The organism is Hymenobacter lapidiphilus, assembly GCF_013377885.1.
GTDB classification, from domain to species: Bacteria; Bacteroidota; Bacteroidia; order Cytophagales; family Hymenobacteraceae; genus Hymenobacter; species Hymenobacter lapidiphilus.
The window spans coordinates 1-25017 of sequence record NZ_JABKAU010000035.1; the positions used below are offsets into that span (position 1 = coordinate 1).

Sequence of the window (25017 nt, forward strand, 5' to 3'; positions counted from 1 at the left end):
CTGCATCAAAGGGGGGGGGGGGGGGGGGGGTTTGCCCCCGCCCGCCGTTGAACGATTCAGACCTGAGCCGTTCAACGGCGGGCGGGGACAAGCCCCGCACCCTACACCGTTCTTTAATAACTCGGGCTATTTAGTTACGCGAGCCAGCCCTGCCTGACTTTTTACCGGGCTACCTGTTTATGCATGCAGGGGCCATTATAGCGCCCTTTACAACTCCCGAAACCCACAACTCGCTGACCCTCCCAAATGCCCGAATTACCCGAAGTCGAAACCTACCGCCGCTTTCTGGATGAGCTGGTAGTGGGCCAGACGATTACCGCTTTCGAAGTGCTCGACGCCCACGTGCTGGGCACGCCCGAAGACACGCTGCGGCCGGCACTGGTGGGCCGTACCATTTCGGGCACCAGCCGGCTGGGCAAAAACTGCTTCCTGCTGCTCGACAACGGCCAGGTGCTGGTGCTGCACTTCGGCATGAGCGGCGACGTGGGCGCCTACCGCGACGCCGCCGACGCGCCCCGCTTCACCCGCGTAGCCCTGCACCTCGACTCGGGCCTGCGCGCCGCCTTCGTCGACCCGCGCAAGTTTGGCCGCATCCGGCTGGCCGAAAGTGTAGCCGCCTACCAGCAGGCCAAAAAGCTTGGCCCCGACGCGCTGGAACTGACCGTTTCCGAGCTGACTGACAGGCTGACCAAGCGCAAAACGCTCCTCAAGCCCTTGCTGCTCGACCAGCGCCTCACGGCCGGCCTCGGCAACTGGATTGTGGACGAGGTACTGTTTCAGGCCAAAATTCACCCCGAGCGCATAGCCAACACCGTAACGGCCGCCGAGGTCAAGCGCCTGCACGCAGCCGTTCAGCTGGTACTCACCACGGCCATTGCCGCCGAGGCCAACTACCGGAACTTCCCGGCCAGCTTCCTCATTCACGCCCGCGAGTGGGACGAGTCGGCCACGCCCGGCACCGACTCCCACGAGTTCTGCCCCCGCCACCCACGCACCCGCATCGAGAAGAAATACGTGGGCGGCCGGGCTACCTATTTCTGCCCCAAGTGCCAGCCCGAGCCGGCAGAGTAGGACAAATCACCTGTCATCCTGAGCGCAGCGAAGGACCTGGTGAGAAGCTGCTTCCTTTTTGTCGTTGAAAGGGATATAGCGAACCTGTTTAGGAAGTGTCTGCTATTTAAATGAACGTCATGCTGAGCTTGTCGAAGCATCTCTACTGCTTCGTTGAACGCCCCACTACAAAGCAGTAGAGATGCTTCGACAAGCTCAGCATGACGTTCTAGTTGACTTCCTAAACAGCTTCAGCTTCTCACCAGGTCCTTCGCTGCGCTCAAGACGACAAATATTCCTCTCCCTCCCCTACTCAAACTCCTCGTTGTTCTTTTTCTCGGCACGGCGGTTGAGCATGGTAATCCAGGAGCGGGTGATGGGCGACTCGCTTTCGTAGCCGAAGCGACGGGCGTCGCCGCGGTTGCTGTCGGGGGCGGGCAGGGCCTGATTGACCCAGGCGAGCAGGTTGGCGGTGGTGCCGGGCAGCAGGCCGTGCAGCCCGGAGAGCAGCTTGGCAGGCAGGCTGAGGATGATTTCGGCGTCGCCGCGGCGGCAGGCGTTCCAGATGCGGCGGGCGGCGTTGTCGGCATTCATCGAGAGGGCCGGCAGCGAATCAGCCACTGTGAACCAGGCGTATTCCTTGCGGTGCTGGCCCTTGATGAGGGCGTGGCGGGCGCTGCCGGTACGCAGTAGCCCGGGGCACACGGTAGTTACGCGCACACCGTACTGCAGCAGCTCGGCCCGGAAACTTTCCGAGAGGCCCACCAGCGCGAATTTACTGGCACAATAGGGCGCCAGGTGCGGCACAGCCACTTTACCGCCCACCGAGGCAATGTTCACAATGCGGCCTTCGCCCCGCTGGCGCATGCTGGGCAACACGGCCTGCATGGCGTGCAGGGGGGCCCAGAAGTGCGTATCCATCGAGTCCTCGAACTCGCGCACATCCATATTGTCGAGCGGGCCGGCCGTGATGATGCCGGCGTTGTTGACCAGCACCTCAATGGGCCCCAGTTGCTGCTCCACATCGGCTACCAGCTGGCGCACCTCGTCGGGTTGGGTAAGGTCGCAGACGAAGGCCCGTACCGGCTCGGAGCCGGCAGCGGCCAGCTCGCGGCGGGCCGTTTCCAACTCGTCGGCGTCGCGGGCGCAGATGGCCACGCGCGCACCTTCGGCCACGGCCTGCCGGGCCAGAATGAGGCCCAGGCCGCGCGAGCCGCCAGTGATAAGCACGGTGCGGCCCGCCAGCTCGAAGCTGCCGCGGCGGTTGGCGTAGAGCGTAGCGGCCAGCAGCCCGGCACCGGCAGCGGCGGCCATGAGCAGGGAATTACGGGTATCAGATTTCATACAAGGAATATGTTTAGGTGGAAGGTTAGGTAGATGTAAGGATTTAGAAACCGAAAGGTTACAACTCAGCCGGCGGGCCGGGTTTTTTAGGCTCCTGCAGGGAATATAACTTCGCCGACGCGCGTTGGTGGCAGTGGTTTGCTGAAACTGGCACCATCTTTACTACCCCTTTGCGGTCCGGCCCCGGTTGCGGGCCGTTTCCCGGCTTTACTTCCTCGATACTGACTTCTTCGCTCATGAAAGCGTCCTTCCTGCTCGCCACTCTCTTTACCCTCACGGCCGCCCCTACCCTGCTGGCCCAAACGGCCGGCCGGCCCAAACCAACGCCCCGCCCCGCCACTACGGCCGCCGCGCCGGCTCCCAAGCTCGATGAAGGCAAGATTGCCGAGCGCGCCACGGCCCTCACCGCCAACATGCAGAAAGCCCTGGGCCTTAACCCGCAGCAAATGGCCAAGGTGGGCCAGATAAACCTGATTAGCGTGCGCGGTGTGGAAACCGCCCGCCAGACCTACCGCCAGAATGTGCGCAAGATGGGCGGCGTTATCGAGGACATCGGCCAGTCCCGCATGGCACAGCTCAAGGAGGTGCTCAGCCCCGCCCAGTTCGATAAGTACCAGCGCAAGCGCGAAGAGAAAATGGGCGTACCCAGCTCCCAGGGCATCCAGGGCAACCCCGTTCCCGGCATGCCGGGCCAGGAGTAAAGTGGGAGTTAGGAAGTTTGTCATTCTGAGCAGCGCGAAGAATCTCGCGTGCCACGGTAATCCTGTAGTAGGGAATTACTGTGGCGCGCGAGATTCTTCGCGCTGCTCAGAATGACAGTTCTTTTATTCGCTAACCACCAAAAAATACCTGCCAGCTCAGCTTCAGAATGAAAGCGCTGACCATTAGCAGGAACAGTACCCGTACGAAACCGGTGCCGTGGCGTAGGGCCAGGTGGGCACCCAGCGTGGAGCCTACGATGTTGCTGACGGCCATGGGCACCGCGGCAGCCCATAGAATTTGGGCGGAGGCGGCGAAGTAGATGAGGGCCGTGAAGTTGGTGATGGCGTTAACGAGCTTGGCCGAGGCCGAGGCCGAGAGGAAATCGTAGCCGAACAGCCCTACGAAGGAGAAGAGCAGAAACGAACCCATGCCGGGGCCGAAAAACCCGTCGTAGAAGCCCAGTACCAAGCCCAGCGCAGCCCCATAGTACGGCTCGCGGCTGGCGGGCAGCCGGGGCGCATGGATGCTGCCGAAATCCTTGCGCCAGAAAGTGTAGGCGGCAATAACCACCAGCAAACCTAGTACCAGCGGTGGCAGCAGCTCCTGGGGCAGCTTGCTTACCACCCGCGCCCCCAGAAACGAGAACACGCCCGCCACCGCCGCCGCCGTGCCCACCGCCCGCCACCGCAGCGGCACCTGCCCCGCATAGCGCCGCAATGCCGCCACCGTACCCAGCAACGACGATACTTTGCCCGTACCCAGCAATGTGGGCACCGGCACACCCGGCAACAGCACCAGCAGCGCCGGCAGCTGAATCAGTCCGCCCCCACCCACCACGGCATCAATCAACCCCGCCAGAAAGGCGAATAAACACAGCAGGGCAAGCGTGGTAGCAGTCAGCATAGGGCCGCGAAGGTAAGCGGCAGCAGGAAATGTGCTTCAATGGGTGAGAGAAGGACCGGCGCAGGAGCAAAAAAAAACAGTCATGCTTCGGCTGCGCGGACGCCAGATGAAGCATGACGACCTGAATGTTGTTGACTTTATTCCTGCCCAACCCTTGCTTTCGCCCGCTTAACAACCGGCGCCGCCGGCGGCCGTACAGCTTGGCTTATGACCGAACAACTTACGCAACGGCAGAAAATGCTCACGTTTGGCGCCGTGCTGCTGGCCATGTTTCTGGGGGCCCTCGACCAAACTATCGTCAGCACCGCTTTGCCGCGCATCGTGGACGACCTGCAGGGGCTCGACCGGTTTACCTGGGTAGCCACTTCGTACCTGGTGGCCAGCACAGCACTGGTGCCCATTTATGGCAAGCTAGCCGACACCTACTCGCGGCGCACCATTGAGATTGTAGCCGTGAGCGTGTTTTTGCTGGGCTCGGCGCTGTGCGGGCTGGCCGGCGAGTTCGGCACGCTGCCCCTGCTCGGCGACGGAATGACACAGCTCATCGTGTTCCGGGCCATTCAGGGCTTAGGTGGGGCGGGCCTGTTTGCCATGGCCTTCATTGTCATTGCCGATCTGTTTCCGCCGGCTGAGCGCGGGCGCTACCAGGGGTTTGTAGGGGCCGTGTTCGGCACCTCATCGGTGCTGGGGCCGTTTCTGGGCGGTTTCCTCACCGATAACGGCACCAACCTGATTCCGGGGGTGGAGGGCTGGCGGCTGGTATTCTACGTGAACCTGCCGCTGGGCGCGCTGGCCCTGTGGTTCATCATCACCCAGATGCCCCCGCTACGCCCCCGCGCCGCCCCCAAGCCCCTCGATTACCTCTCGATGCTGCTGCTGATTCTGGGGCTGGGCTCACTGGTCATCGGCCTGCAGCTCAACAAGAACCAGTATGGCTGGACCGACCCCGTTACGCTGGGCCTGCTATCCTTCGCGGCCCTGATGCTACTGCTGTTCGTGCGTCGCAGCCTCAGTCACCCCAATCCTATTCTGGCGTTCAGCCTGTTCAAAAACCCGGTGTTCCGGACGGCCAACGCGGCCCTGTTCCTGCTGGGCGGGGCGTTTCTGGGGCTCATCATTTTCGAGCCGCTGTTCATGGTGAACGTACTGGGCGAATCGGCCACCAGCGCCGGCGTGAGCCTGATTCCGCTGTCGATGGGCGTGGTGACAGGCTCGTTGCTGGCCGGCCAGATGGTATCGCGCTACGGCCACTACAAGCGCTGGATGCTGGCCGGACTGGTGGTGCTGATGGGCGGCCTTACGCTGCTGGCCACCATGCCGCCCACCGTAGGCTACAGCCAGGTGCTGGTGTACCTACTGATTTGCGGCGTGGGCCTGGGCCCGAGCATGCCACTCTACACGCTGGCCATCCAGAACGCCGTGGAGCCGCAATTTATCGGTCAGGCCACCTCGGCCAGCCAGTTTTTCCGGCAGATTGGCGGGGCCATTACGGCCTCGGTGCTGGGTGTTATTCTCTCGCTGGGCCTGAGCAGCGTGCTGCCCGCGGCCGGTCCGGCGGGCGGCGTAGCGCCATCGGCCGCAGCGGCCCAGGCGGCCCCAGTGGGCGAAGGCCCGGTGGTAGTGCCGGCTGGTACGCCCGCTTCGCCGGAGCTGAAAGCCGCGTTTTCGGAGGCTATTTCGCAGGTGTACCTGGTGACGCTGCTGCTAGTGGCCGCGGGCTTCGTAATGACGCTGTTCGTGCCCGAGCTGCCGCTGCGCAAAACCAACGAGGAGGCTCCGCCGATGAAGGTGAAGTAGAACGGCTGTAGCGCGAAGCTCCCGCTTTGCGTATCGTCGAACGGAATCGTTGAGGCAGTTGGCGGTTGAGTCGTTCAACGGCACGCGAAGCTGAAGCTTCGCGCTACAGTCGTTCTACAGTTAGCAGGCTACTACCCGCTGGTGGCTGTTATAGGTGCTTCACCCCGGCTTTACGGCCGGGGTCACCTCCTGTTTCTATTACATGATTACTGAAAACAAGCTTTAACTCAGCGTCTTCGACCAGTCGCCGGTGCCGCTGGGGCGCACGCCGCGCGAGGCGCTGCTGCACACCGTGGAACTGGCGCGGCTGAACGACCGGCTGGACTTTACCCGGTTCTGGGTGAGCGAGCACCACAACACCCGCGCGCTGGCCGGCTCATTGCCCGATGCGGCGCTGGCCCGCGCCCACCAACCGGCCCCGCGAGCGGTGTTCTACAGCCTGCAACTGCCCCAGGACTCCACGGCCAGTTTCAAGCTAGCCACCCTGCGGCCCGATGCCTCTACCGACAACGCCACCGACGAGGTTTATCCCGACCAGTACAGCGGCCAGATGGTGGGTGCCCAAACCTACGAGCGGCGTAACCTGGGCCAGCGGGTCCGGGGCCTGTTCAAGCCGGTGCATACGGGGTCCATCTGGGGCTGGCCGGGCAAAGTCGTCAGCCTCGTGGCCTACCTGCTGGGCTTCACTTTCCCATCACGGGCACCATTATGTGGCTGAAGCGCCTGAAAAAATCCCGCAAGAAACCAGCGAAGCAGTTAGTGGGGTAGAACACCGGTTGTTTCTATCTTCGAAGCTGTTTAGGAAGTCGAAAGAACGTCATGCTGAGCCTGCCGAAGCATCTCTACCGATTCGTTGAACGACTGTAACAAAGCGGTAGAGATGCTTCGGCAGGCTCAGCATGACGTTCTGATTGATTCCAAGTGCTTCTTGAACAGCTTCTTCTCCAGCAACAGCTAGGTTTTCCTTCTGGAAGCATCGTCCCTTACAGGACGGTGCTTCTTTATTTGTGTGCCATACCCCAACATTAGATATTTCGCAAAATACAGCGCGCTAATTCTATTGCGAGGCCGCATATTGCCCGCTCAATACTATTTCACCTATTCATGTATCCCCTCCTTAAACAAGCGGTAATTGCGGCTGCAATCCTGTTGGCGACTAGCCCACTGGCGGCCCAAACCGCTACCCTGCCCCAACTCGCCGCGGAGAAACTGTGCGCCTGCATTGGGGAAGTTCCCCAACCCGATTCGGTGGCGAATCGTCTGCAACGATGCCTCCCCCAGGCACTAACCAAAGCCGCCATCCAGCAGGGTGGTCTGGAGGCCATCGGCACGGTTGAGGGCATGAAAGGTGCCCTGCTTAAAACCCAGGAACTGGCAACCGCCTCGTGCCCGCCCGTGCGTAATGCTTATGTAGTGCAGCGCACCGAACACTCTTATGCGTCTTCGAATATTGCGGCAGCTCAGAAAGCGTACGATGCTGGCACCGCGTTGCTGGAGAAGCAACAATACCAGCAAGCGCTGCCCCTTTTTCTAAAAGCTCTCAAGCTCGACCGTAAATTTGTAAAAGCCCACGACCACGCCGCCATTTGCTATCGGCAGCTGCAGGATTTCAAAAAAGCCGCCGATTACTACGCTAAATCCCTGGCTATCTTTCCGGAAGACGACTTGGCCCTATTGAATATGGCGGTAGTGCAAAACCGGCTGGAAAAACCAGACGAGGCGCGTGGCTACTTTGAGAAGCTACGCTATTTTCATCCCTACAATCCAGAAGGCTATTTTGGAGCCGGAAAAATGGCCCTGGTTGCCAGTGATTTTCCCGCTGCCCTCGACAACCTGTTTCAAGCTCATCGTTTGTACACGCAGCAGGAGTCGCCCTATCTTGCCGACAGCAACAAGCTTATTAGCCTGCTGTACGGCGCGATGAAGGAGAATAATCAGCTTGATCTGTTTCGCAACAGGGCCCAACAGTACAATTTCGAAATCAAGGAGTAATCCTGCTGATGCCACAACCTGCTGCCCCATCACGCCTACCCCCTGTTGAAAATCGCCTGCTAGCTTGGTTGCGGCGCGCCGGGCTGCTCGACTGGTTTCTGCCGGCGCTGGCCGGGATGGTGGGACTGGCTTACCTGATGCCCGAACTGGGCAGCGAGGCCAGCCCTCTGCCCTGGGACGCTCTTACAAGCGGAGGGGTGGCATTGGTTTTTTTCCTGTACGGCCTCAAGCTGAGCCTAAGCAGTCTGCGCAATGGCACCCGTAACTGGCGGCTGCACATTGTAGTGCAGCTCACTACGTTTTTGCTGTTTCCACTGCTGGCGCTGGCAGTGCGGCCATTGTTTGGCGGGATGCAGGGCGAGTTGCTGTGGCCGAGCATTTTCTTTCTGTGCGTGCTGCCGAGCACGGTTTCCACTTCGGTGGTGATGGTAAGCATGGGCCGCGGCAACGTGCCAGCGGCTATTTTCAACGCCAGCCTGAGCGCTCTGCTGGGCATAGCGCTTACGCCACTGTGGGTGGGTTTGGTGCTGCACCCGGCCGGCGCGGGCGGCACTGAGGGGTTGGGAGAACTGGCCCTCAGCCTGGCCTGGCAGGTGGTGCTGCCGGTGGGCGCGGGCATGCTGCTCAACCCGCGCTTCGGCGAGTGGGCCGGGCGGCACAAGGGCCACCTGCGGGTGCTCGACCAAGTAGTTATTCTGAGCATCGTGTTCACCTCGTTCTGCGAATCGTTTGCCCAGGGCGTGTTCCGAAGCTACGCGCCGGCCACGGTGGCGCTGCTGGGCCTGGGCATGGTAGGATTGTATTTCGCGGTGTTCGGGCTGGTAGCCGGGGCCAGCAGTTTGTTGGGCTTTTCGGCCGCCGACCGCACCACGGCCATTTTCTGCGGCTCCAAGAAGTCGTTGGTGCATGGCAGCGTGTTTGCCAGCCTGCTGTTTCCGGCCACTGCCGCTACCGGGGCGCTGCTGCTGCCACTCATGCTCTACCATGCTCTGCAAATTGTGCTGGCCAGCATCATGGCCCAGCAGTTTGGGCGGGCCGCCCTACGCGCCGAGGCCCAGCCGGAAACTTAGGCGAGCACTTTTTATTGCGTGTATTTTTTCCACTGAAACCGTATCTTCCGGCTGGTTTTCTTCCACCCCACCCCCACTTTCCGGAATGAAAAAACTTCTTCTCGTTTTTACGCTATTTCTGACCACTACTATTCTGGCCCAGGCCCAGACGACGCCCACCCAGAAAGTGTACGCGGCAGTAGCAAAAAACAACCCGGCCGACGTAGAAACCCTGCTCGCGGCCGGAGCCGACGCCAACGCGCCGGTAGAAATGATGCCCGGCTTTCCGACCACCTTCCTGGTTATTGCCGCCGGCAACGGCCACCTCGATGTGGTGAAGGCCCTGCTCAAAAACAAGGCTCAGATTGATAAAACCGACTCCTTCCAGATGACCCCGCTTATGGCCGCCGCCGCCAACGGCAGCCTCGACGTAGTGGAATTCCTGCTTGCTAACGGAGCCAACCCCAAGGCCAAAGACAAGGACGGTAAAGACGTACTGGCCGCCGCCAAAGAAGGCGAAAACGAGCAGGTCATCAAACTGATAAAGAGCAAGATATAGCCAACGAAGCCATTCTTTCATGCTAAGCAGCGCGAAGGACTCATTAGGAAGCTCACCTCAACAGGTAGCCTCTTAATAGGTCCTTCGCGCTGCTTAGCATCACAGCTCGTTTGCCACATCCTACGTCCTAATTAATCCGCCTTCTTCTGCCCCAGCAGGCGCACGACGAGGCCAGTCCAGCCGGTTTGGTGGCTGGCGCCGAGGCCGCGGCCGGTGTCGCCGTGGAAGTACTCGTGGAAGAGCAGGTGGTCTTTGAAGTGCGGGTCGGTCTGCATGAGCTCGTCGCCGTTGAAGGCCGGGCGCAGGCCGTTGGCGTCGCGCAGAAACAGCTTGGCCAGGCGCTCCGAGAGAGCCTCGGCAATCTGCTTCAGCGTGTGCATCTTACCCGAGCCGGTCGGGTACTCGACCTGAAAAGCGTCGCCGTAGTAGGCATAGAAACGCTGCAACGACTCGATGATGAGGTAGTTGATGGGAAACCAGATGGGGCCGCGCCAGTTGCTGTTCCCCCCGAACATGCTGCTTTCGGCCTCGCCGGGCACGTACTGCACCGTGAAGTCGGTTTCGGGAGTGTGGTACACGTAGGGGTTGGCCAGGTGGTCGCGCGACAGGGAACGGATGCCGTAGTCGGAGAGGAACTCGGTTTCGTCGAGCATGCGGTGCAGCAGGGCCCGCAGGCGCGAGCGGCGCAACAGGCTCAGCAGGTGGCGGGCGCCCTTGCCGTCGCCGTCGGTTCCCTTCTCGCGCCAGCGCGACACGAGTTGGGCCAGGTGCGGACGGTTTTCGAGCAGCCAGCGGGCCCGCTCCGTGAAATCGGGCAGCTCGCTGAGCAGTTCCTCATCAATCACTTCCACGGCAAACAGCGGAATCAGGCCCACAATGGAGCGCACCTTGAGCATGGTGCGGGCACCGTCGGGCGTGTGCAGCACGTCGTAGTAAAACTGGTCTTCCTCGTCCCAGAGGTTGAACTGGCCGTCGCCGCCGCGCGTCATGGCGTCGGCAATGTAGAGGAAGTGCTCGAAGAACTTGCCGGCCATTTCCTGGTATACCGAGTTGGTGCGGGCCAGCTCCATGGCAATGCGCATCAGGTTGAGCGCGAACATGGCCATCCAGCTCGTGCCATCCGACTGCTCGATGTGGCCACCGGTGGGTAGTGGGGCCGAACGGTCGAAGACGCCGATGTTGTCGAGGCCCAGGAAACCGCCCTCGAATACGTTTCGCTCGCTTTTATCCTTGCGGTTCACCCACCACGTGAAGTTGAGCACCAGCTTGTGGAACACGGCTTCGAGGAAAGCCGGGTCGCCGTGGCCATTCAGCTTTTTGTCCATCTGGTACACCCGCCAGGTGGCCCAGGCATGCACGGGCGGGTTCACATCGGACAGGTGCCACTCGTAGGCCGGCAGCTGGCCGTTGGGGTGCATGTACCAGTCGCGGCACAGTAGCCGGAGCTGGTTTTTGGCGAATTCTACGTCCACCATGGCCAGCGGAATGCAGTGGAAGGCCAGGTCCCAGGCCGCGTACCAGGGGTATTCCCAGGTATCGGGCATCGAGATGATGTCGTGGTTGCGCAGGTGGCGCCAGTTGTGGTTGCGGCCCTTACGGCGGCGCATGGCAGGCACCCGCGGCAGGGCCGGGTCGCCGTCGAGCCATTGGGCCACATCGTAGTAGTAAAACTGCTTGCTCCAGAGCATACCGGCAAACGCCTGGCGCTGCACGTTGCGGGCGTCGGTGGCATCGGCGGGCAAATCGTCCTGGAGGCAGTCGTAAAACTCGTCGGCCTCCTGCTGGCGGGTTTCAAATATGGCTCCGAAATCGGCAAACGGTACCTCCAGAGCAGCCGGGGTCAGGCGTACCTGCACGGTAACCGATTCGCCGGCCGGCACCTCGAACTGGCAGTGAGCGGCCATTTTGGTACCCCGGCGGGCCGGGTTTACGGACGTGGGGTCGCCCTCCACCACGTAATCGTTGATACCGTCTTTGAAGTAGCGGCCAGGGTTGTGATAATCGGCCAGGCTGCCGGTGCGGTAGGCGTTGGTGTCGTTGTCGCAGAACAGCAGCTCGACGTCGGGATGGTCGCAGTAGCAGTAGTACTGGCCCAGCGTGGGGTGGGCCGCCAGGGCCGTGCCGGGGGCATGGGCCGCCACCACAGGCCGGGCTTCCTGGTGAGGGTAGCCCCAGCTCCAGGTGTTGCGGAACCACAGCTGGGGCAGCACGTGCAGCGGCGCAACCTCGGGGCCACGGTTGTGGGCCGTAATGCGCAGCAACACGTCATCGGGGCCAGCCTTGGCATACTCGATGAACACGTCGAAGTAACGGCCCTGATCGAAAATGCCGGTGTCGAGCAGCTCAAATTCGGGGTCCTGGCGGGTGCGGGCGGCACTCTCACGCCGCAACTGCTCGTACGGGAATTCGGCCTGCGGATACTTGTAGAGCATCCGCATGTAGGAGTGCGTGGGCGTGCTGTCGAGGTAGTAGTACAGCTCCTTCACGTCTTCGCCGTGGTTGCCCTCGGGGTTGGTCAGGCCGAACAAGCGCTCCTTGAGCATCTCGTCCTGCCCATTCCACAGGCCCACGGCCAGGCACAAGTGCTGCTCGTTGTCGGAGAGGCCACCTATTCCGTCCTCGCCCCAGCGGTAGGCGGTGCTACGGGCCTCGTCGTGGGGCAGGAAGCTCCAGGCCTGCCCGTCGGGACTATAATCTTCCCGGACCGTGCCCCACTGCCGCTCAGTGAGATAGGGACCAAACTTCTTCCAAGGGGCAGTCAGGGCGTTGGCATCAGCCAGCCGCAGTTGTTCGTGCGTCATAAATAGAATCGGGCCGGCCAACGGCCGCCGGTTCAGGATACCAAAAATCAGGCCCTGTTAAGCCGGCAAAGATACTGGGTTGCCAGTTGCCATCTACAGAAGAGTCTAAAAAGTGTTAACCGGACACCGAAACCTACTCCGCCAGCTCGGTAACCGGTTTGGCGTATTCAGGGTGTTCGGGTACCTCACCATTCGGCAACGCCCAGGTATCCTGGGGCTCCAGCGGCAGGGCCAGCAGGCGGGCAACGGTCTGGCCGGCCGGGTCGGCGTAGGCGGGCACGCCGATGGTGAGGTCCTGCTGGGGCACGTTAAGGCGCAGGGTGCGGTGGAGCCGGTCCCAGAGGGTGAGCACGACGCCGAAGTTGCTCTGCGTTTCGCGGTCGACCATGGAGTGGTGGATGCCGTGGGCGCGGGGCGTGACCATGAACGGGGCCAGACGGCGCTCCAGCTCATAGGGCAGCTCCAGGTTGGTGTGGTGGAAGGCCGTGCAGGCCTCAAACACCACCTCGAAGCCCAGCGCCGTGGAACCGCGCACGCCCAGCAGGGCCGCAATGCCGGCCCGGTATGGGATGCTGGCCAGCATTTCGCCGAAGTGAAAGCGCCAGCCGGTGGTCAGGTCCATATCGAGGTCGGAGTGGTGGACGCGGTGAAAGCGCCAGAGCAGCGGCGAGTGCAGCAGCCGGTGCCAGGAGTAGCCCAGGTAGTCGAGCAGCAGCACTTCGGCCAGCATGCGGGCCGGCTCGGGCAGGCGCGAGAGGGGCGTGCGGTACGGGGCCATTAGGTTGCCCAGGCCCACCATGGCGGGCAGTAGCGTCAGGCGCATGGCCGGCATCGAGGGGGCCGCCAGCACGGCGTTGCGCACCCACCGCTCGGTGCGGGGCCGGGTGCGTTTGCGCAGCGGCTTACGGGTTTCAAACAGCAGCAACCCCAGGCCCACCACGGCCAGAATAGGCGTGGCGTATTTATCGAACCGCTTGAGCAGCGGGTGAGAAACGGGGAACATGTTCATAATTAGTGGTGGTTGTCAGTTACGAGAATACAAAGAACGTCATTCAGCGCATGTGGCGGATGACGTTTTACTGAATCAACCACCAACCTTCGAACCCCTACCTTTGCCCCGGCGGATCTTCCGTCAGATTCTTCATTTCGCCGGGCTCCCACGTTTCCCGCCGCACGACCCAACCGGGGCGGGCGGCTTTTTTGGCCCCACTCCTTTCCTGCTTTTCGCCGCTTATGCAACAAGTCCTGCACTACTTCACGCAGTATAAAGTCAACTACAAAAACGAAATTCTGTCGGGTCTGACGGTGGCCCTGGCCCTGATTCCGGAGGCCGTGGCGTTTTCCATCATTGCCGGGGTACCGCCGCTGGTGGGCCTGTACGCAGCCTTTATGATGGGCCTGGTCACGTCGGTGCTGGGCGGGCGGCCGGGCATGATTTCGGGGGCGACCGGGGCGGTGGCCGTGGTGCTGGTGGCGCTGGCCAAAACCCACGGCGTCGAATACATCTTCGCTACCGTTATTCTGGCGGGCATTATTCAGGTGCTGGCGGGCGTGCTGCGGCTGGGCAAGTTTATCCGGCTCGTGCCGCAGTCGGTGATGTTCGGTTTTGTCAACGGGTTGGCCATTATCATCTTCCTGTCGCAGCTGGTACAGTTTCAGGCTCCGGGGGCCAATGGGGTGCTGCACTGGCTGACGGGAACCGCGCTGCTGACAATGGTCGGGCTGGTGGGCCTCACCATTGCCATCATTGTGCTGTTGCCACGCCTGACCAAGGTGGTGCCGGCCTCGCTGACGGCCATTCTGGTGGTGTCGGCGCTGGTTATCGGGCTGGGCATCAATACCAAAACGGTGGGCGACATTGCCTCGATTCAGGGCGGCTTCCCGCCGTTCCATATCCCGGCCGTGCCGTTCACCTTCGCCACGCTGGGTCTCATTTTCCCCTACGCCGCCATCGTGGCCGGCGTGGGCCTGATTGAGAGTCTGCTGACGCTGAACCTGATTGACGAAATCACCGAAACCCGGGGCCGCGGCAACAAGGAGTGCGTGGCCCAGGGCGTGGCCAACATGCTGTCGGGCGTGTTTTCGGGCATGGGTGGCTGCGCCATGATTGGCCAGAGCCTCATCAACATCTCGTCGGGGGCCCGCGCGCGCCTCTCGGGCGTGGTGGCGGCCGTCATGCTGCTGGTATTCATTATGTTCGGCGCTTCGCTGATTGAGCGCGTGCCCATGGCGGCCCTCACCGGCCTGATGATTATGGTGTCGGTGGGCACGTTCGAGTGGGCTTCGCTTAAAACGTTCAGCAAAATGCCCGTTTCCGACCTCGTGGTGATGCTAACCGTGACGCTGGTGACGGTGGTGCTGCACAACCTGGCGCTGGCCGTGTTTATCGGCGTCATCATTGCAGCGCTGGTATTTGCCTGGGAAAACGCCCGCCGCATCCGCACCCGTAAGCACCTCGACGAGGCCGGCGTGAAGCATTACGCCATCTTCGGGCCGCTATTCTTCGGCTCGGTGCAGGCCTTCGGCGAGAAGTTCGACGTGGCCGACGACCCGCAGGAAGTCATCATCGACTTCGCCGAAAGCCGCGTCGCCGATATGTCGGCCATCGACGCCCTTAACAAGCTCACCGAACGCTACCACCGCCTGGGCAAAACCGTGCACCTACGCCACCTCAGCCCCGACTGCCGCCACCTGCTCCAGCGTGCCGACTCGCTCATCGACGTGAACATCCTGGAAGACCCGATTTACCATGTCGCGGGGGCCGATTTACGGTACTAATTGGGTAGACCCGAAAACGGTGTAGGGGTGGGGCTTGTCCCCGCCCCTACACCGTTGTTTACACCGCAACCTTCGGCTCTTCGGAGGCTACCAGCGGGCCCTCAAAGTGCTGTTCGAAGAACTCGTCGCACCACTTGCACACGTTCTGCAGGTCCTCGGTGCGGGCCAGGGCGTGCGCTTCTGAGACGCCAACGGACTCGCCCATTTTCCATGGTGCTCCTTCATTGAGGCGCTGCATGATTTCCGATTTGGAAGCGCGCAGCAGCACGTCGGCTACTTTTTCCTTGCGGGCGTCGCCGAGCGGAAACTTGGTACCGGGACAGCAAGGGTTGATTTTCCAGAGCTGGATGCTGATTTCCTGGGGCAGCTCGGTACCGCCCAGGAAGCCTTTGGCGCCCGAGAGGATGGCGCAGAAGTTATGGCTGGGGTCCTTGAGCCAGATATCCTTTTCGAGGGCGCGGCCGCGGGCCCAGTTGCCGCCCAGCCACATATCCTCGCTGGCACCCCAGTAGCCCCAGCTCAGGCGGTGGGCTTCCACCAGCAGGTGCTCCTTATCGATGAGCGGGTCGTGGTCGTCGCCGTTCACGCCGCGGCTCTCAAACAGGTCGGCCAGCGTCATCAGCCGGGCCCCGGCGGCCTTGTGGTAACGGTCGATGCTGGCAATATCGAAGCGGGTAACGCCTTTATCGATAAGCAAATCGAGGATTTTCTCGGTCAGCAGGTCACCGTTGGTTTGCAGCATAATCTGGGTGCGGCCCTGGTACTTGCGCTGCAAAGCGTCCAGAATCGAGTACAGCTTCACCTTATCAGCCAGCGGCTCGCCGCCCGACAAAATCAGCCGATCAATCTTCTCGGGCAAGTTGTCGATGATGCGAAAACAGTCCTGCACACTGATGCGCGTACCCTGGGGCCCGGAACTGTTGTAGCAATGGTCGCACTTATCGTTGCAGAGCTGGGTAAATACCCAGTAAACGGATTCGCAATGATTGAAATCGGTTTTCATTCTGTGATTTTAGGTTATTCTAATGCGAAAGGCGGAACGTCATGCTTCATCTGGCGTCCGCGTAGTCGAAGCATGACGTTCCGCCATGCTAACTCTGTCGACTGCAACGAAGCACTAGAGATTCCGCTTCGCTCGGCATGACCCTGTTCTGTTATTCACTCGGCAACCGCTGGGCTGGCCGTGCTGCGGATGTTCTCCCAGAAAGACAGTTCGGCGGCAATATTGGTGCGGGCGTCGGCCACGAACTCGGTTACGGAGGCAAAGCTGGTGAGGCGGCCGCGCTCCAGGTAGCCGAGGCGGGTGCCCACGGTAAGCGCCTCGCGGCTGTCGTGGGTGACGAAAATGGACGTGATGTGGTGCTGGCGGCTGACACGACCGAACAACTGCTGCATGGCAGCGCGGGTCTGGGCATCGAGGTTGCCGAAGGGTTCGTCGAGCAGCAGCAAACGCGGCCGGATGATGAGCGCCCGCCCGAACGACACGCGCTGCCGCTGCCCGCCCGAAAGCTGATGCGGCGCCTTCCGGGCGTGCTCGCTCATCTCCAGCTCGGCCAGCAGCTCGGTTACGCGCTGCCTGATTTCTGCCTCTTTCACCTTCCGAATCCGCAGCCCAAAAGCCACGTTCTCGAACACCGAAAGGTGCGGAAACAGCAGCGGCTCCTGATACAGGTACACCATCTGCCGCTCGTTGGGCGGAACGGGGAGCAAATCCTGTCCGTGCAGCTCCAGGGTACCGCTGTCAGCCGTTTCGAGGCCCGCCAGAATCTTGAGCAGGGTGGTTTTGCCGCAGCCCGAGCGCCCCAGCACCGCCAGCACTTCGCCCTCGGCCAACGTCAGCGAAATATCGCGTAGTACGGGCTGGTCGTTGAACTGCTTGGAAAGGTGCGAAACGGTGAGCATGGGTTGGGTTTTGGGAAATTAGATGACGTTCAAAGGACTAGTAAGAACGTCATGCTTCGACTGCGCGGACGCCAGATGAAGCATGACGTTCCGGTTTTATCGAAGCTGTTTAGGAAGTGCCAGGAATCAGTTAGGACGTCATGCTGAGCGAAGTCGAAGCATCTCTACTGCTTCGTTAAACGACCACAACGAAGCGGTAGAGATGCTTCGACTTCGCTCAGCATGACGTTCTTTTGACTTTTTAAACAGCTTCATCATTAGCCACTCATTCCAGTCTGATCAACCTCATACCACTGCGCCCTCCCCATACGCCGCCGCGTCAATCGTCATGCGGTCGGGGCTGGGCTGCTGGTCGCTGAGCCAGTACGTGAGGCGGTCTACGTAGTTATCGAGGTGCGTAATTTGCTGCACGCCGTGCTCGACCAGCGGGTCGAGGGTGGTGGCCAGCAGTGTGCCACCGTAGGCGTGAGTTTGCCAGGTGATAATGTCGCCGGCGGCGTTGGTTTGCAGGATTTCGGCCGACTCGGGTACCCGGGTGTACACGCCGTGGGTGTGCCAGCAGGCCTGCCGGGGCGTGAGGCCCTGGTACACAGGATGGTCGTAGTTGGTTTCCGACACGGGCGGGTTGGTAGGGTCGTCCACCCACCAGTAGTTGTTTACGGGCCGGTCCTCCCACTGCGCATCGAGCCAGGCAGTCGAGGAATCGCCTTCCAGGAACACCTTTTTACCGGCCGCCAGGAAATCGTAAATGATGGCCTTTTTCTCCGTCAGCACCTGCTGATTCGACTGGAAGGGAATGGCCAGCGCCTCCAGGTCTGCCACAGCTTCGGCCGTGAGGTCGTGCACGTACAGCAGCTCATACAGGTCGCGGTATTTGGGGGCCGTAGCCACGGCGTAGTGCGACCACACACCGTTGAAAATCAAGCCGATCTTAGCCATGTGCAGAAACAGTTTCGGTGGAAATAAGGTGCAGGAAGTTGCGGTACAGCGTAACCATTGCGCTTTCCGATTTGCCGGCGTACGTTACGTCGGCCAGCGGGCCACTGGCCGTGAGCAGCATTCGGCCCGGTGTGCTTACCTCGTCGAGTACCACAATGGGGCGCTGCCAGGTATCGGCCAGCAGCACGTCGGCCCCGGCAGCCGCCCGAATGTAGCCGCAGGCCCACCAGCCGCTCATGCCGTGCGAGAAGTTCAGCTCATCGAGGTTGACGTTGGCCAGCAGGCCGTACGAATCGGTACCGGCCACATAGCGCACGTCGAGCGTGCGCCGGGAGTTGTCCATCAGCCACTGGTTACCAGGCACCCAGGCCGTGAAAAACCCGTCGCAGCAAATCAATGCCTTCCCGGCCGCCAAAAACGCCGCTACCTTATCCTTTATCCTGAGCATGGCCACGTGGTCGGAGCCGTTGGGCACCACCAGCAGGTCGTAAGGTAACAGGTCGGGATTGAAGTCTTTGGTGATAAGGCAGGTAGTGTACTGCACCAGCTCACTGGAAACATAGTAGCTATCCAGCCCTTGCAGACCATTGGAAATCAGAAGGGCTTGCAGCATTATCGTTGTCAGTTTTTGGTTGTCAGTTGTTAGTTTTTGGAGATTTTGGTTACCGACTGACAACTGACAACCAAAAACTAACAACTGATTAAAGCTACGGCTTTCGCAGCAGGGCAGATTTATTGGCCAGCAGCAGCAACATGGGCGGCAGCACCAGCAGCAGCGAGGCTACGGCCGCCAGCGGGGCGTTGGCCTCGCCTACGTACATGAACACCTGCACCGTAAGCGTCCGCACCTTACCTACGCTCAGCACGTTGGTCAGGCCGAAATCGAACCAGGCCAGCAGGAACGTTTGCACCAGCGTGGTGCGCAGCAGTGGGGCGGCCAGCGGCAGCAGCACCCGGCGCAGCGCCTGCCGGGGCGTGCAGCCCAATGTGCGGGCCAGCTGCTCGTACTCGGTGGCCCGCTGGCTCCAGAAGGAGCCCAGCAGCAGCGTAGCGAAGGGCAGCGCCAGCAGCAGCAGCCCCAGCAGCACCCCGCCCACCGAGCCCGACAAATGCATCCGGATAATAAAAGGCTGAATGAGGACGGCTAGTAGCACCGGCGGCAGCGCGTAGGGCAGGTAGCTCAGGGCGGTCCAGCGGGCCGATAGCCGCGTTCCGGCAATGGCCCGCGCTACTATAAAGCCGCCCACTGTGGCCAGCACTGCCACCACCGAGGCCAGCAGCAGGCTTTTGCCCAGGCCGCCCAGCAAGTCGTTATCGGCCGCTACCAGCCCGCGCAACGGCTCCAGCGAGTAGGCTGGCGGCAGCACCTCCGGGAAGCGCCACTCCTCCCCCACCGCCAGCAGCCCCAGCAGCCCAAACGGCAGCACGAAGAGGATGAGCAGAACGGTTATGAGGAGTCTGGAACGCATTGTTGGTGGTGAGAAGAGGTGCGGAAACGGAATACAGGAAGAACGTTGGCAAGCTGGTTATGTGGCGTATAGAGCCAGATTATGAGCGGACCCTATTAGCACGCTGTAGGGGCGGGGCTTGTCCCCGCCCGCCGTTGAACGATTGCCATTGAACGATTACCGTTGTAGCGGCGCGAATGGCGGGCGGGGGCAAGCCCCGCTCCTACATCGCTCTTCGCAATTCGGTTTGTTACTCCTCTCATCCTGCCTCTATCCTACTCCGGTTTGCCAGCCGCAACAGCAGCAGAATAAGCCCCAGCAGCCCTGCCGCCACCAGAAACCCGGCCAGGTAGGCGGCGGGCAGTTCGCGCAGGTCGAAGCGTTGGAGTTTGGTGATGATGAACACGCTCAGCATCTGCGGATACGGGCGGCCCAGCAGCAGCGGAATGTCGTAGGCGCCGAGCGTGGCAATGAAGCTGAGCAGCACCGTGGGCGCGGCCCGGCGCAGCAGCAGCGGCGCCGCCACCCGCCGCCGAAACTGCCTTGCGCTGGCCCCAAGCGTGCTCGTAAGCTGCCCCAGCTCGGCGAGGCGGCTTTCCTGATAGATGGCCTGGAACAGCAGCGTCAGGAACGGAAACGTGAGCAGCACGTGGGCCAGAATGATACCCACGCCTGCCGCGTCCTGCACCAGCTCGGGGAAGGCCTCCAGGCTGTTCGTCAGGCCCAGCCGGAAGCTGATGCGCGAGAGCCAGCCGCTGCGGCTCAGCAGTTGAAACAGATAGAACGCCACCACCAGCGCGGGCATTACCAGCGGCACGTATAACAGCCCCGGCAGCGGCCCGCGCTGCAGCGTGGCTTGCGCCCGCAGCACCAGCAACAGCGCCAGCACCACCGAAATACCCACCGAGGCGCCCGCAATCCAGAGGCTGTACAATGCGGCGTACGCCAGACCCGGTTCGTGGCCCAGCGCCTGCCAGTACTGCCCCGTAAAGCCCTCGGCCAGTGGCCCCACCACGCCCACACTACCCAGCAACGCGTAGCCCAGCCCCGCCAGTGGCAAGCCGATAACGAGCAGGGCGTAAAGCGGCAGAATGGGTTTGATGGGTTTGATGGGTTTCATGATGGTGTAGGAAACGTCATGCTGAGCGAAGGCGTAAGCCGTAGTCGAAGCATCTCTACCGCAATGCTAATTTTAATTCTGTCAGTTGCAATGAAGCGGTAGAGATGCTTCGGATCCGCGCTGCTGCGCTCAGCATGACGCCCTCTTAATATCCCTTGACTACTTCTCCAGCACCTGCGTCCGAAAATCCTTGAACAGCCGGGTCATGTATTCGGGGTCGGGTTCCATGAGGGCCAGGTTCTGCAGGCTCTCGCGGCGCGGGGCGTAGCGGCGCGAGGGTAGCTGCTGAAACTGCTGGCGCTGCTCGGGCGTGAGGGCGGCCAGGTTGAGCACCGTATGGTCGCCCCACACGTTGGGGTCCATCTTTTTCAGCTGGGCCTCGGGCGAAAGCAGGAAGTTGATAACCAGCATAGCCGCCTCGGGGTGTTGGGCCCCGCGCACCACGCCCAGGTAGTGGGAGTTCTGGATGGTGCCGGGCAGCGGCACGTAGGCGCGGGCCGTGGCCGGAAACACCTTTTGGTTCATCTTATTGTCCACCTCAGCATCGTTGTTGGAGAAGGTAAAGGCCACCTCGCCGTTGGCAAACAGCTGATGCAGCGGCGCCAGCTGCTCCGGAAACGTGCGGCCCTCCTTCCAGAAGTAGCGCTTGTTCTGGTTGATAACTTTCCACAACTCGCCCGACCACTTGGTGTACACCGCCTCGTCGAACTTGCCCTGAAACAGCTTCGGGTCGCCCGACAGCGCAATCATCCACGATTTGAGCAGGGTCATGCCCGTAAACTCGTTCGGGATGGTGAACTGGCCGGGGTGGGCCTGCACAAAGGCCGGCAGTTCGGCAAACGACTTCGGCGGACTGGCCACCCGGGCCGAATCGTAGATGAAGTTGAACTGCACGTTGCCCCAGGGGGCCTCCATGCCAGCAATGGGCTGCTGAAAATCGGTGTTGATGAATGGGTTTTCGAGGTCGAGCAGGCGGGCGTTGGGCAGCTTGTCTACGAAGGGCCCGAGCAACGCATTTACCTGCCGGAGCTGGTAAAACGTTTCGCCATTGATCCAGACCATATCGGCCTCGCTGGGCTGGCCGGCTTGCTGCTCGGCGGCCAGCATCTGCACCAGTTGCGCGCCCTGGCTGGACGCAATCTGCAAGTCGATGCCATAGCGGCGCTGCACCTCGGGCTTCACGTAGGTCTGCATATACTTATTGATGAGCGGGTCGCCCATCCACATCAGCATGCTCACCGGCTGGTTTTTACCCGCTGCCTCAATTTGCGGCCAGGTCTGGGCCAGCGTCTGGTCCGGCGTTTTGGCCTGCTCACCTGCGCCGCAAGCGGTCAGCAGGGCCAGGGCGGGGAGGAAATAGAGGAGGGAAACTCTCATAGAATGTAATTCAGTAACAACAAGAACGGTGTCATGCTGAGCATGTGGCGCATCAAGCCAGTGTCCGGAGGCGAAGTCGAAGCATCTCTACCGCTTCGCCGCAACACAAATCAGCCGACAGGATTACTACTGCAGTGCAGTAGAGATGCTTCGACTCCGCCTCCGGCCGCGCTCAGCATGACATCGTTCTCATCAATTCAGCCTAAAACGCGTAGCGGGCGCCGAACTGGAACTGGCGGGGGGCGCTGGCGTTCTGGCGCACGATGCCCGAGCCGGCGGGGCCCACCTGAATCTGGTTGCTTTGGGTGGCGTTGTTGGCGTAGCCGCTCAGGTTCTGGGTGTTGAACACGTTGAACACGTCGGCCCGAATTTCGAGCCGGCTCAGCTTCTCGCCAAACACGAAGTTGTACTGCAGGCCCGCGTCAATCGTCTTCGACCAAGGCAGCCGGTCGGAGTTGCGGCCTTCGCCCGGAAACCGGTCGGCGTTGCCCAGGTAAGCGGTGCTGAACGAGCTGCCGTCGCCGTTGAGGTCGTTGGTGAGTACCGGCGAGCCGTCGGGATTGAAGGCGCCCGGCACCGGATAGCCCCCGGCCACGCGGTTGATAGGCTGGCCGCTTTGCACCAGCGCCGCCACATTGAAATTCAGGTTGCGGATGGGCTGGTAGAAGCCCAGGGCATTGAATACGTGGGTGCGGTCGTTGATGGAGTTGGCGTATTCCGTGCCATACTGGTTGGCGTTCTGGGCCCGGAAGTTGATGTCCTCGGTGTCGTTTTTGAGGTTGGACAGCGAGTAGCTGAAGCGGTAGCCGTACTTGTCGTCGGCCAGCAGGTCGCGCTTGAGGTTCAGGTTGAGGGCCAGGTAGCGCGAGCGGCCGGCCGTTTCACTCACGATAATGTCGCGGGCCACGCCGCGTACCCGCTGGCCGTTGATGTTGGCGTAGGGGCCGTTAGCGTCGGTCAGAATCGGTATCGGGCGGCTGGCATCGGCCTGGGCCGCGGTGCGTACCACCACATTGTTGGGGTCGGTTACGGGGTAGTTGGCGGCCCCGTTCAGGCTGGCCAGCCGCAGCAGGTTAAACGAGCGGTTGAACACGGCATCGGCGTAGAACAGCGTGCGCGTGCCCACCTGGTACTGGTAGCCCAGGGTGCTCTGCTGAGTGTAGGGGTTCTGGTAGCCGTTGGGGTTGAGGATGCGCCGCTCGTTGCTGAACGAAGCCTCCCGCTGGCCCTGCAGGCTGGCCGCCGAAGGGCCGTTGAGGTAGGTGGTGTTATTGAACGAGGCCCCGGCGTTGCCGGCAAACGTTACCCGGTCGAGGTCGGTGTCGGCGGGCAGTGCGCCCACCCGCACCAGCTCGGTCAGCTGGGCGCGGTAATCGGCCGAGGTGGTGTTCTGCTGCAGCGCGTCGCTGTAAATGGCGTACTGGATTTTGTCATAGAACAGACCGAAACCGCCGCGCAGGCTACTGCGCTCCGTGAGCTGGTAGTTGAAGCTGGCGCGGGGCGCGATGTTGTTGAAGTCGCCCTTGTCGGAGCCGCCCTTCGAGAGGTTGTCGTAGTCGTAGCGCAGGCCCAGCGTCAGGTTCAGGCGGTCGGTTACAGCTACCAGGTCTTCGAGGTAGAGGTTGTACAGGTTCTGGGTGGTGCCGAACGAAGCCGGCCGCAGCTCCACGCCATAGTTAATCACCTGCACATCGGCCGGAATATCGTTGATGCTCAAGCCGCCGCCGAGGTTGCGGGCCCGAAGCGCCGCCAGCTGGGCCGCGCTTAGCTGCACGGTATAGCTGCCGTTGGGGTTGCCGCCGCCAAACAGCGAGTGCTGCGAGCTGATCAGGCCAAAACCCGCCTTAAAGGTGTTGCGGCCGGCCAGGTAGGTGAACTTCTGCTGGCCCTGCCAGGTGTTTTCCAGCGCATCGAACAGGTAGCCAGGATGGCCGAGCACGGCAATGGTTTGTCCATCGGGGCCGCGCACGCCCACGTCGGGGCTATTGGGGTTATCGGCCGCAGCGTAGTTCCAGCGGAAGCGCGCGTACTGCAGGCTGGTTTCGGAGGTGATTCGCTCGCCCACGTACACGTTCTGCGAGGCAATGCTCACCGAATTGCGGTCCTGCTGGTTGCCGGCCGAGTTGAAATTCACCCCGCCATCGAGGCCGCCACCTTGCCGCTCGATATTCACGACGCCCACGTTGGCCCGCAACGACGAGGTGAACCGGTCGTTCCAGCGCTGGTCGAGGCGGGTGCTCAGGTAGGTGAAGCGGTTCTGGCCACGCACGCTCTCGTTCACGCCCAGCGCGGGTGAGTTCAGCAGGTTGTCCTTGAAATCGAACGTCTGCTCGGCGTTCAGGTAGAAGAAGGTCTTGTCCTTCACCAGCGCCCCGCCCACACCAAAACCGAACTGTTGGCGCTGGAAGCCGCTTTTCACCTGGTTGCCCGAGAGGTCGCGCTGGGCAAAGTCCGACTTGCCATCAATGCCCGGGCCGGGCCGGGTCAGGTAAAACGCCTCGCCCGTCAGCTCGTTCGAGCCCGACTTGGTAGTGACGTTGACGATGCCGTTGGCCGAGTTGCCGTACTCCGTCGAGAAGTTGTTGGTCAGCACGTTCAGGTTCTGCACAAAGCCCACCGGGATGGCAAAACGCTGACCGCCCAGGAAGTTCTCGTTGTTGTCGAGCCCGTCAATCAGGTAGTTGGTGTACAGGCCGTTGGCGCCGTTGATGCTCACGTTGGGCGCCTCAGTGAAGAAGCCGGTGGCCTGCGTGACGTTGGGCAGGCGATAGAGGGCGCGGGTGATGTCGCGGGCTTCAATGGGTATCTGGCGCAGCTCGCGGGCCGAGAGCTGGGAGGCTACCTCGGCGTTCTGGGTGTTGATGGTAGTGGCATTGGGCGCCCGCACCGTCACCTCGCCCAGGGCCTGCCCGGTAGCCCGCGGCAGCACCAGCGTCACGCTCGGGCTGGAGTTGGCGCGCAGCAGAATGTTGGCTTCGCGCACCGGCTGAAATTTGTCCGATACGTCGGTGCTCACGGCGTAGGAGCCGGCCGTGCTCAGGCCCCGAAACCGGACTTTGCCCTGATTGTCGCTGGTTTGCTGGGTGCTGAAGCCGATGGCAGCATTATCGAGGTGTACCACCTGGCCCACCACCGGCTGGCGGGTGCCCACATCCACTACCGACACCACTAAATCGACGGATTGGGCCAGCGCCGCCGACACGGGCAGCACCAGCAGGCCCAGCGTAGCTGCTGCGCGAGAAGAAAAATTAGTCAT

The 25017-nt window shown here is 61.7% G+C and carries 20 protein-coding genes; 8 read left to right on the forward strand and 12 right to left on the reverse strand.

All coding sequences use genetic code 11. From position 1 onward, the window contains the following. Positions 1-246 precede the first annotated feature (246 nt). Complete coding sequence (mutM, locus tag HW554_RS15810; protein WP_176909552.1) at positions 247-1071, forward strand: DNA-formamidopyrimidine glycosylase; 825 nt, start codon at positions 247-249, stop codon at positions 1069-1071. A 288-nt stretch (positions 1072-1359) separates the two neighbouring features. Here the strand turns inward: mutM and HW554_RS15815 are convergent, their stop codons facing one another. Next, entirely contained in the window at positions 1360-2394 is a 1035-nt protein-coding gene (locus HW554_RS15815) for an SDR family NAD(P)-dependent oxidoreductase (protein WP_176909553.1), read from the reverse strand. A gap of 236 nt (positions 2395-2630) precedes the next feature. Here HW554_RS15815 and HW554_RS15820 point away from each other — a divergent pair, with 236 nt between their 5' ends. Then, complete coding sequence (locus HW554_RS15820; RefSeq protein WP_176909554.1) at positions 2631-3095, forward strand: hypothetical protein; 465 nt, start codon at positions 2631-2633, stop codon at positions 3093-3095. A 130-nt stretch (positions 3096-3225) separates the two neighbouring features. Here HW554_RS15820 and HW554_RS15825 read toward each other — a convergent pair whose 3' ends face one another. Next, on the reverse strand, positions 3226-3999 hold the full coding sequence (locus HW554_RS15825) for a sulfite exporter TauE/SafE family protein (protein ID WP_176909555.1): 774 nt from the start codon (positions 3997-3999) through the stop codon (positions 3226-3228). Between the two features lie 207 nt (positions 4000-4206). Between HW554_RS15825 and HW554_RS15830 the strand changes: the two genes are divergently transcribed. From HW554_RS15830 to HW554_RS15850, 5 genes are all read left to right on the forward strand, one after another. Beyond that, positions 4207-5796 (forward strand): MDR family MFS transporter, encoded by a 1590-nt coding sequence (locus HW554_RS15830; RefSeq protein WP_246285343.1) that lies wholly within the window; start codon positions 4207-4209, stop codon positions 5794-5796. A 250-nt stretch (positions 5797-6046) separates the two neighbouring features. Further along, on the forward strand, positions 6047-6514 hold the full coding sequence (locus HW554_RS15835) for a PepSY-associated TM helix domain-containing protein (protein ID WP_176909556.1): 468 nt from the start codon (positions 6047-6049) through the stop codon (positions 6512-6514). A gap of 386 nt (positions 6515-6900) precedes the next feature. Continuing rightward, entirely contained in the window at positions 6901-7788 is an 888-nt protein-coding gene (locus HW554_RS15840; protein WP_176909557.1) for a tetratricopeptide repeat protein, read from the forward strand. Positions 7789-7796: 8 nt separating this feature from the next. After that, on the forward strand, positions 7797-8858 hold the full coding sequence (locus HW554_RS15845; protein WP_176909558.1) for a bile acid:sodium symporter family protein: 1062 nt from the start codon (positions 7797-7799) through the stop codon (positions 8856-8858). An 85-nt stretch (positions 8859-8943) separates the two neighbouring features. Continuing rightward, positions 8944-9396 carry an ankyrin repeat domain-containing protein gene (locus HW554_RS15850; RefSeq protein WP_176909559.1) on the forward strand — a complete coding sequence of 151 codons (453 nt, stop codon included), beginning with the start codon at positions 8944-8946 and terminating at the stop codon, positions 9394-9396. Positions 9397-9527: 131 nt separating this feature from the next. Here the strand turns inward: HW554_RS15850 and HW554_RS15855 are convergent, their stop codons facing one another. Together HW554_RS15855 and HW554_RS15860 are read right to left on the reverse strand one after the other, a co-directional pair. After that, complete coding sequence (locus tag HW554_RS15855; protein WP_176909560.1) at positions 9528-12197, reverse strand: MGH1-like glycoside hydrolase domain-containing protein; 2670 nt, start codon at positions 12195-12197, stop codon at positions 9528-9530. Positions 12198-12330: 133 nt separating this feature from the next. Further along, positions 12331-13200: a sterol desaturase family protein gene (locus tag HW554_RS15860; RefSeq protein ID WP_176909561.1), complete on the reverse strand. Its 870-nt coding sequence runs from the start codon at positions 13198-13200 to the stop codon at positions 12331-12333. Positions 13201-13430: 230 nt separating this feature from the next. Here HW554_RS15860 and HW554_RS15865 point away from each other — a divergent pair, with 230 nt between their 5' ends. Continuing rightward, positions 13431-14975, forward strand: coding sequence for a SulP family inorganic anion transporter (locus HW554_RS15865; RefSeq protein ID WP_176909562.1), 1545 nt, complete (start codon positions 13431-13433; stop codon positions 14973-14975). Between the two features lie 58 nt (positions 14976-15033). Here HW554_RS15865 and HW554_RS15870 read toward each other — a convergent pair whose 3' ends face one another. The 8 genes from HW554_RS15870 to HW554_RS15905 form a co-directional block, all read right to left on the reverse strand. Next, complete coding sequence (locus HW554_RS15870; RefSeq protein WP_176909563.1) at positions 15034-15978, reverse strand: radical SAM protein; 945 nt, start codon at positions 15976-15978, stop codon at positions 15034-15036. 155 nt (positions 15979-16133) lie between these two features. Further along, positions 16134-16877, reverse strand: a complete 744-nt coding sequence (locus tag HW554_RS15875; protein WP_176909564.1) for an ABC transporter ATP-binding protein — start codon at positions 16875-16877, stop codon at positions 16134-16136. A gap of 285 nt (positions 16878-17162) precedes the next feature. Beyond that, positions 17163-17816: a hypothetical protein gene (locus tag HW554_RS15880; protein ID WP_176909565.1), complete on the reverse strand. Its 654-nt coding sequence runs from the start codon at positions 17814-17816 to the stop codon at positions 17163-17165. Then, positions 17809-18429, reverse strand: coding sequence for a hypothetical protein (locus HW554_RS15885; protein ID WP_176909566.1), 621 nt, complete (start codon positions 18427-18429; stop codon positions 17809-17811). Before HW554_RS15885 ends, HW554_RS15880 begins: the two co-directional genes overlap by 8 nt. A gap of 94 nt (positions 18430-18523) precedes the next feature. Beyond that, positions 18524-19285, reverse strand: a complete 762-nt coding sequence (locus HW554_RS15890) for an ABC transporter permease subunit (protein ID WP_176909567.1) — start codon at positions 19283-19285, stop codon at positions 18524-18526. Between the two features lie 238 nt (positions 19286-19523). Then, a complete protein-coding gene (locus tag HW554_RS15895; protein WP_176909568.1) occupies positions 19524-20384 on the reverse strand; it encodes an ABC transporter permease family protein in 861 nt (286 codons plus the stop codon). Positions 20385-20543: 159 nt separating this feature from the next. Further along, complete coding sequence (locus tag HW554_RS15900; RefSeq protein WP_176909569.1) at positions 20544-21761, reverse strand: ABC transporter substrate-binding protein; 1218 nt, start codon at positions 21759-21761, stop codon at positions 20544-20546. A gap of 202 nt (positions 21762-21963) precedes the next feature. Then, the gene (locus HW554_RS15905) at positions 21964-25017 is read right to left on the reverse strand and encodes a TonB-dependent receptor (RefSeq protein ID WP_176909570.1); all 3054 of its coding nucleotides are present in this window, start codon (positions 25015-25017) and stop codon (positions 21964-21966) included.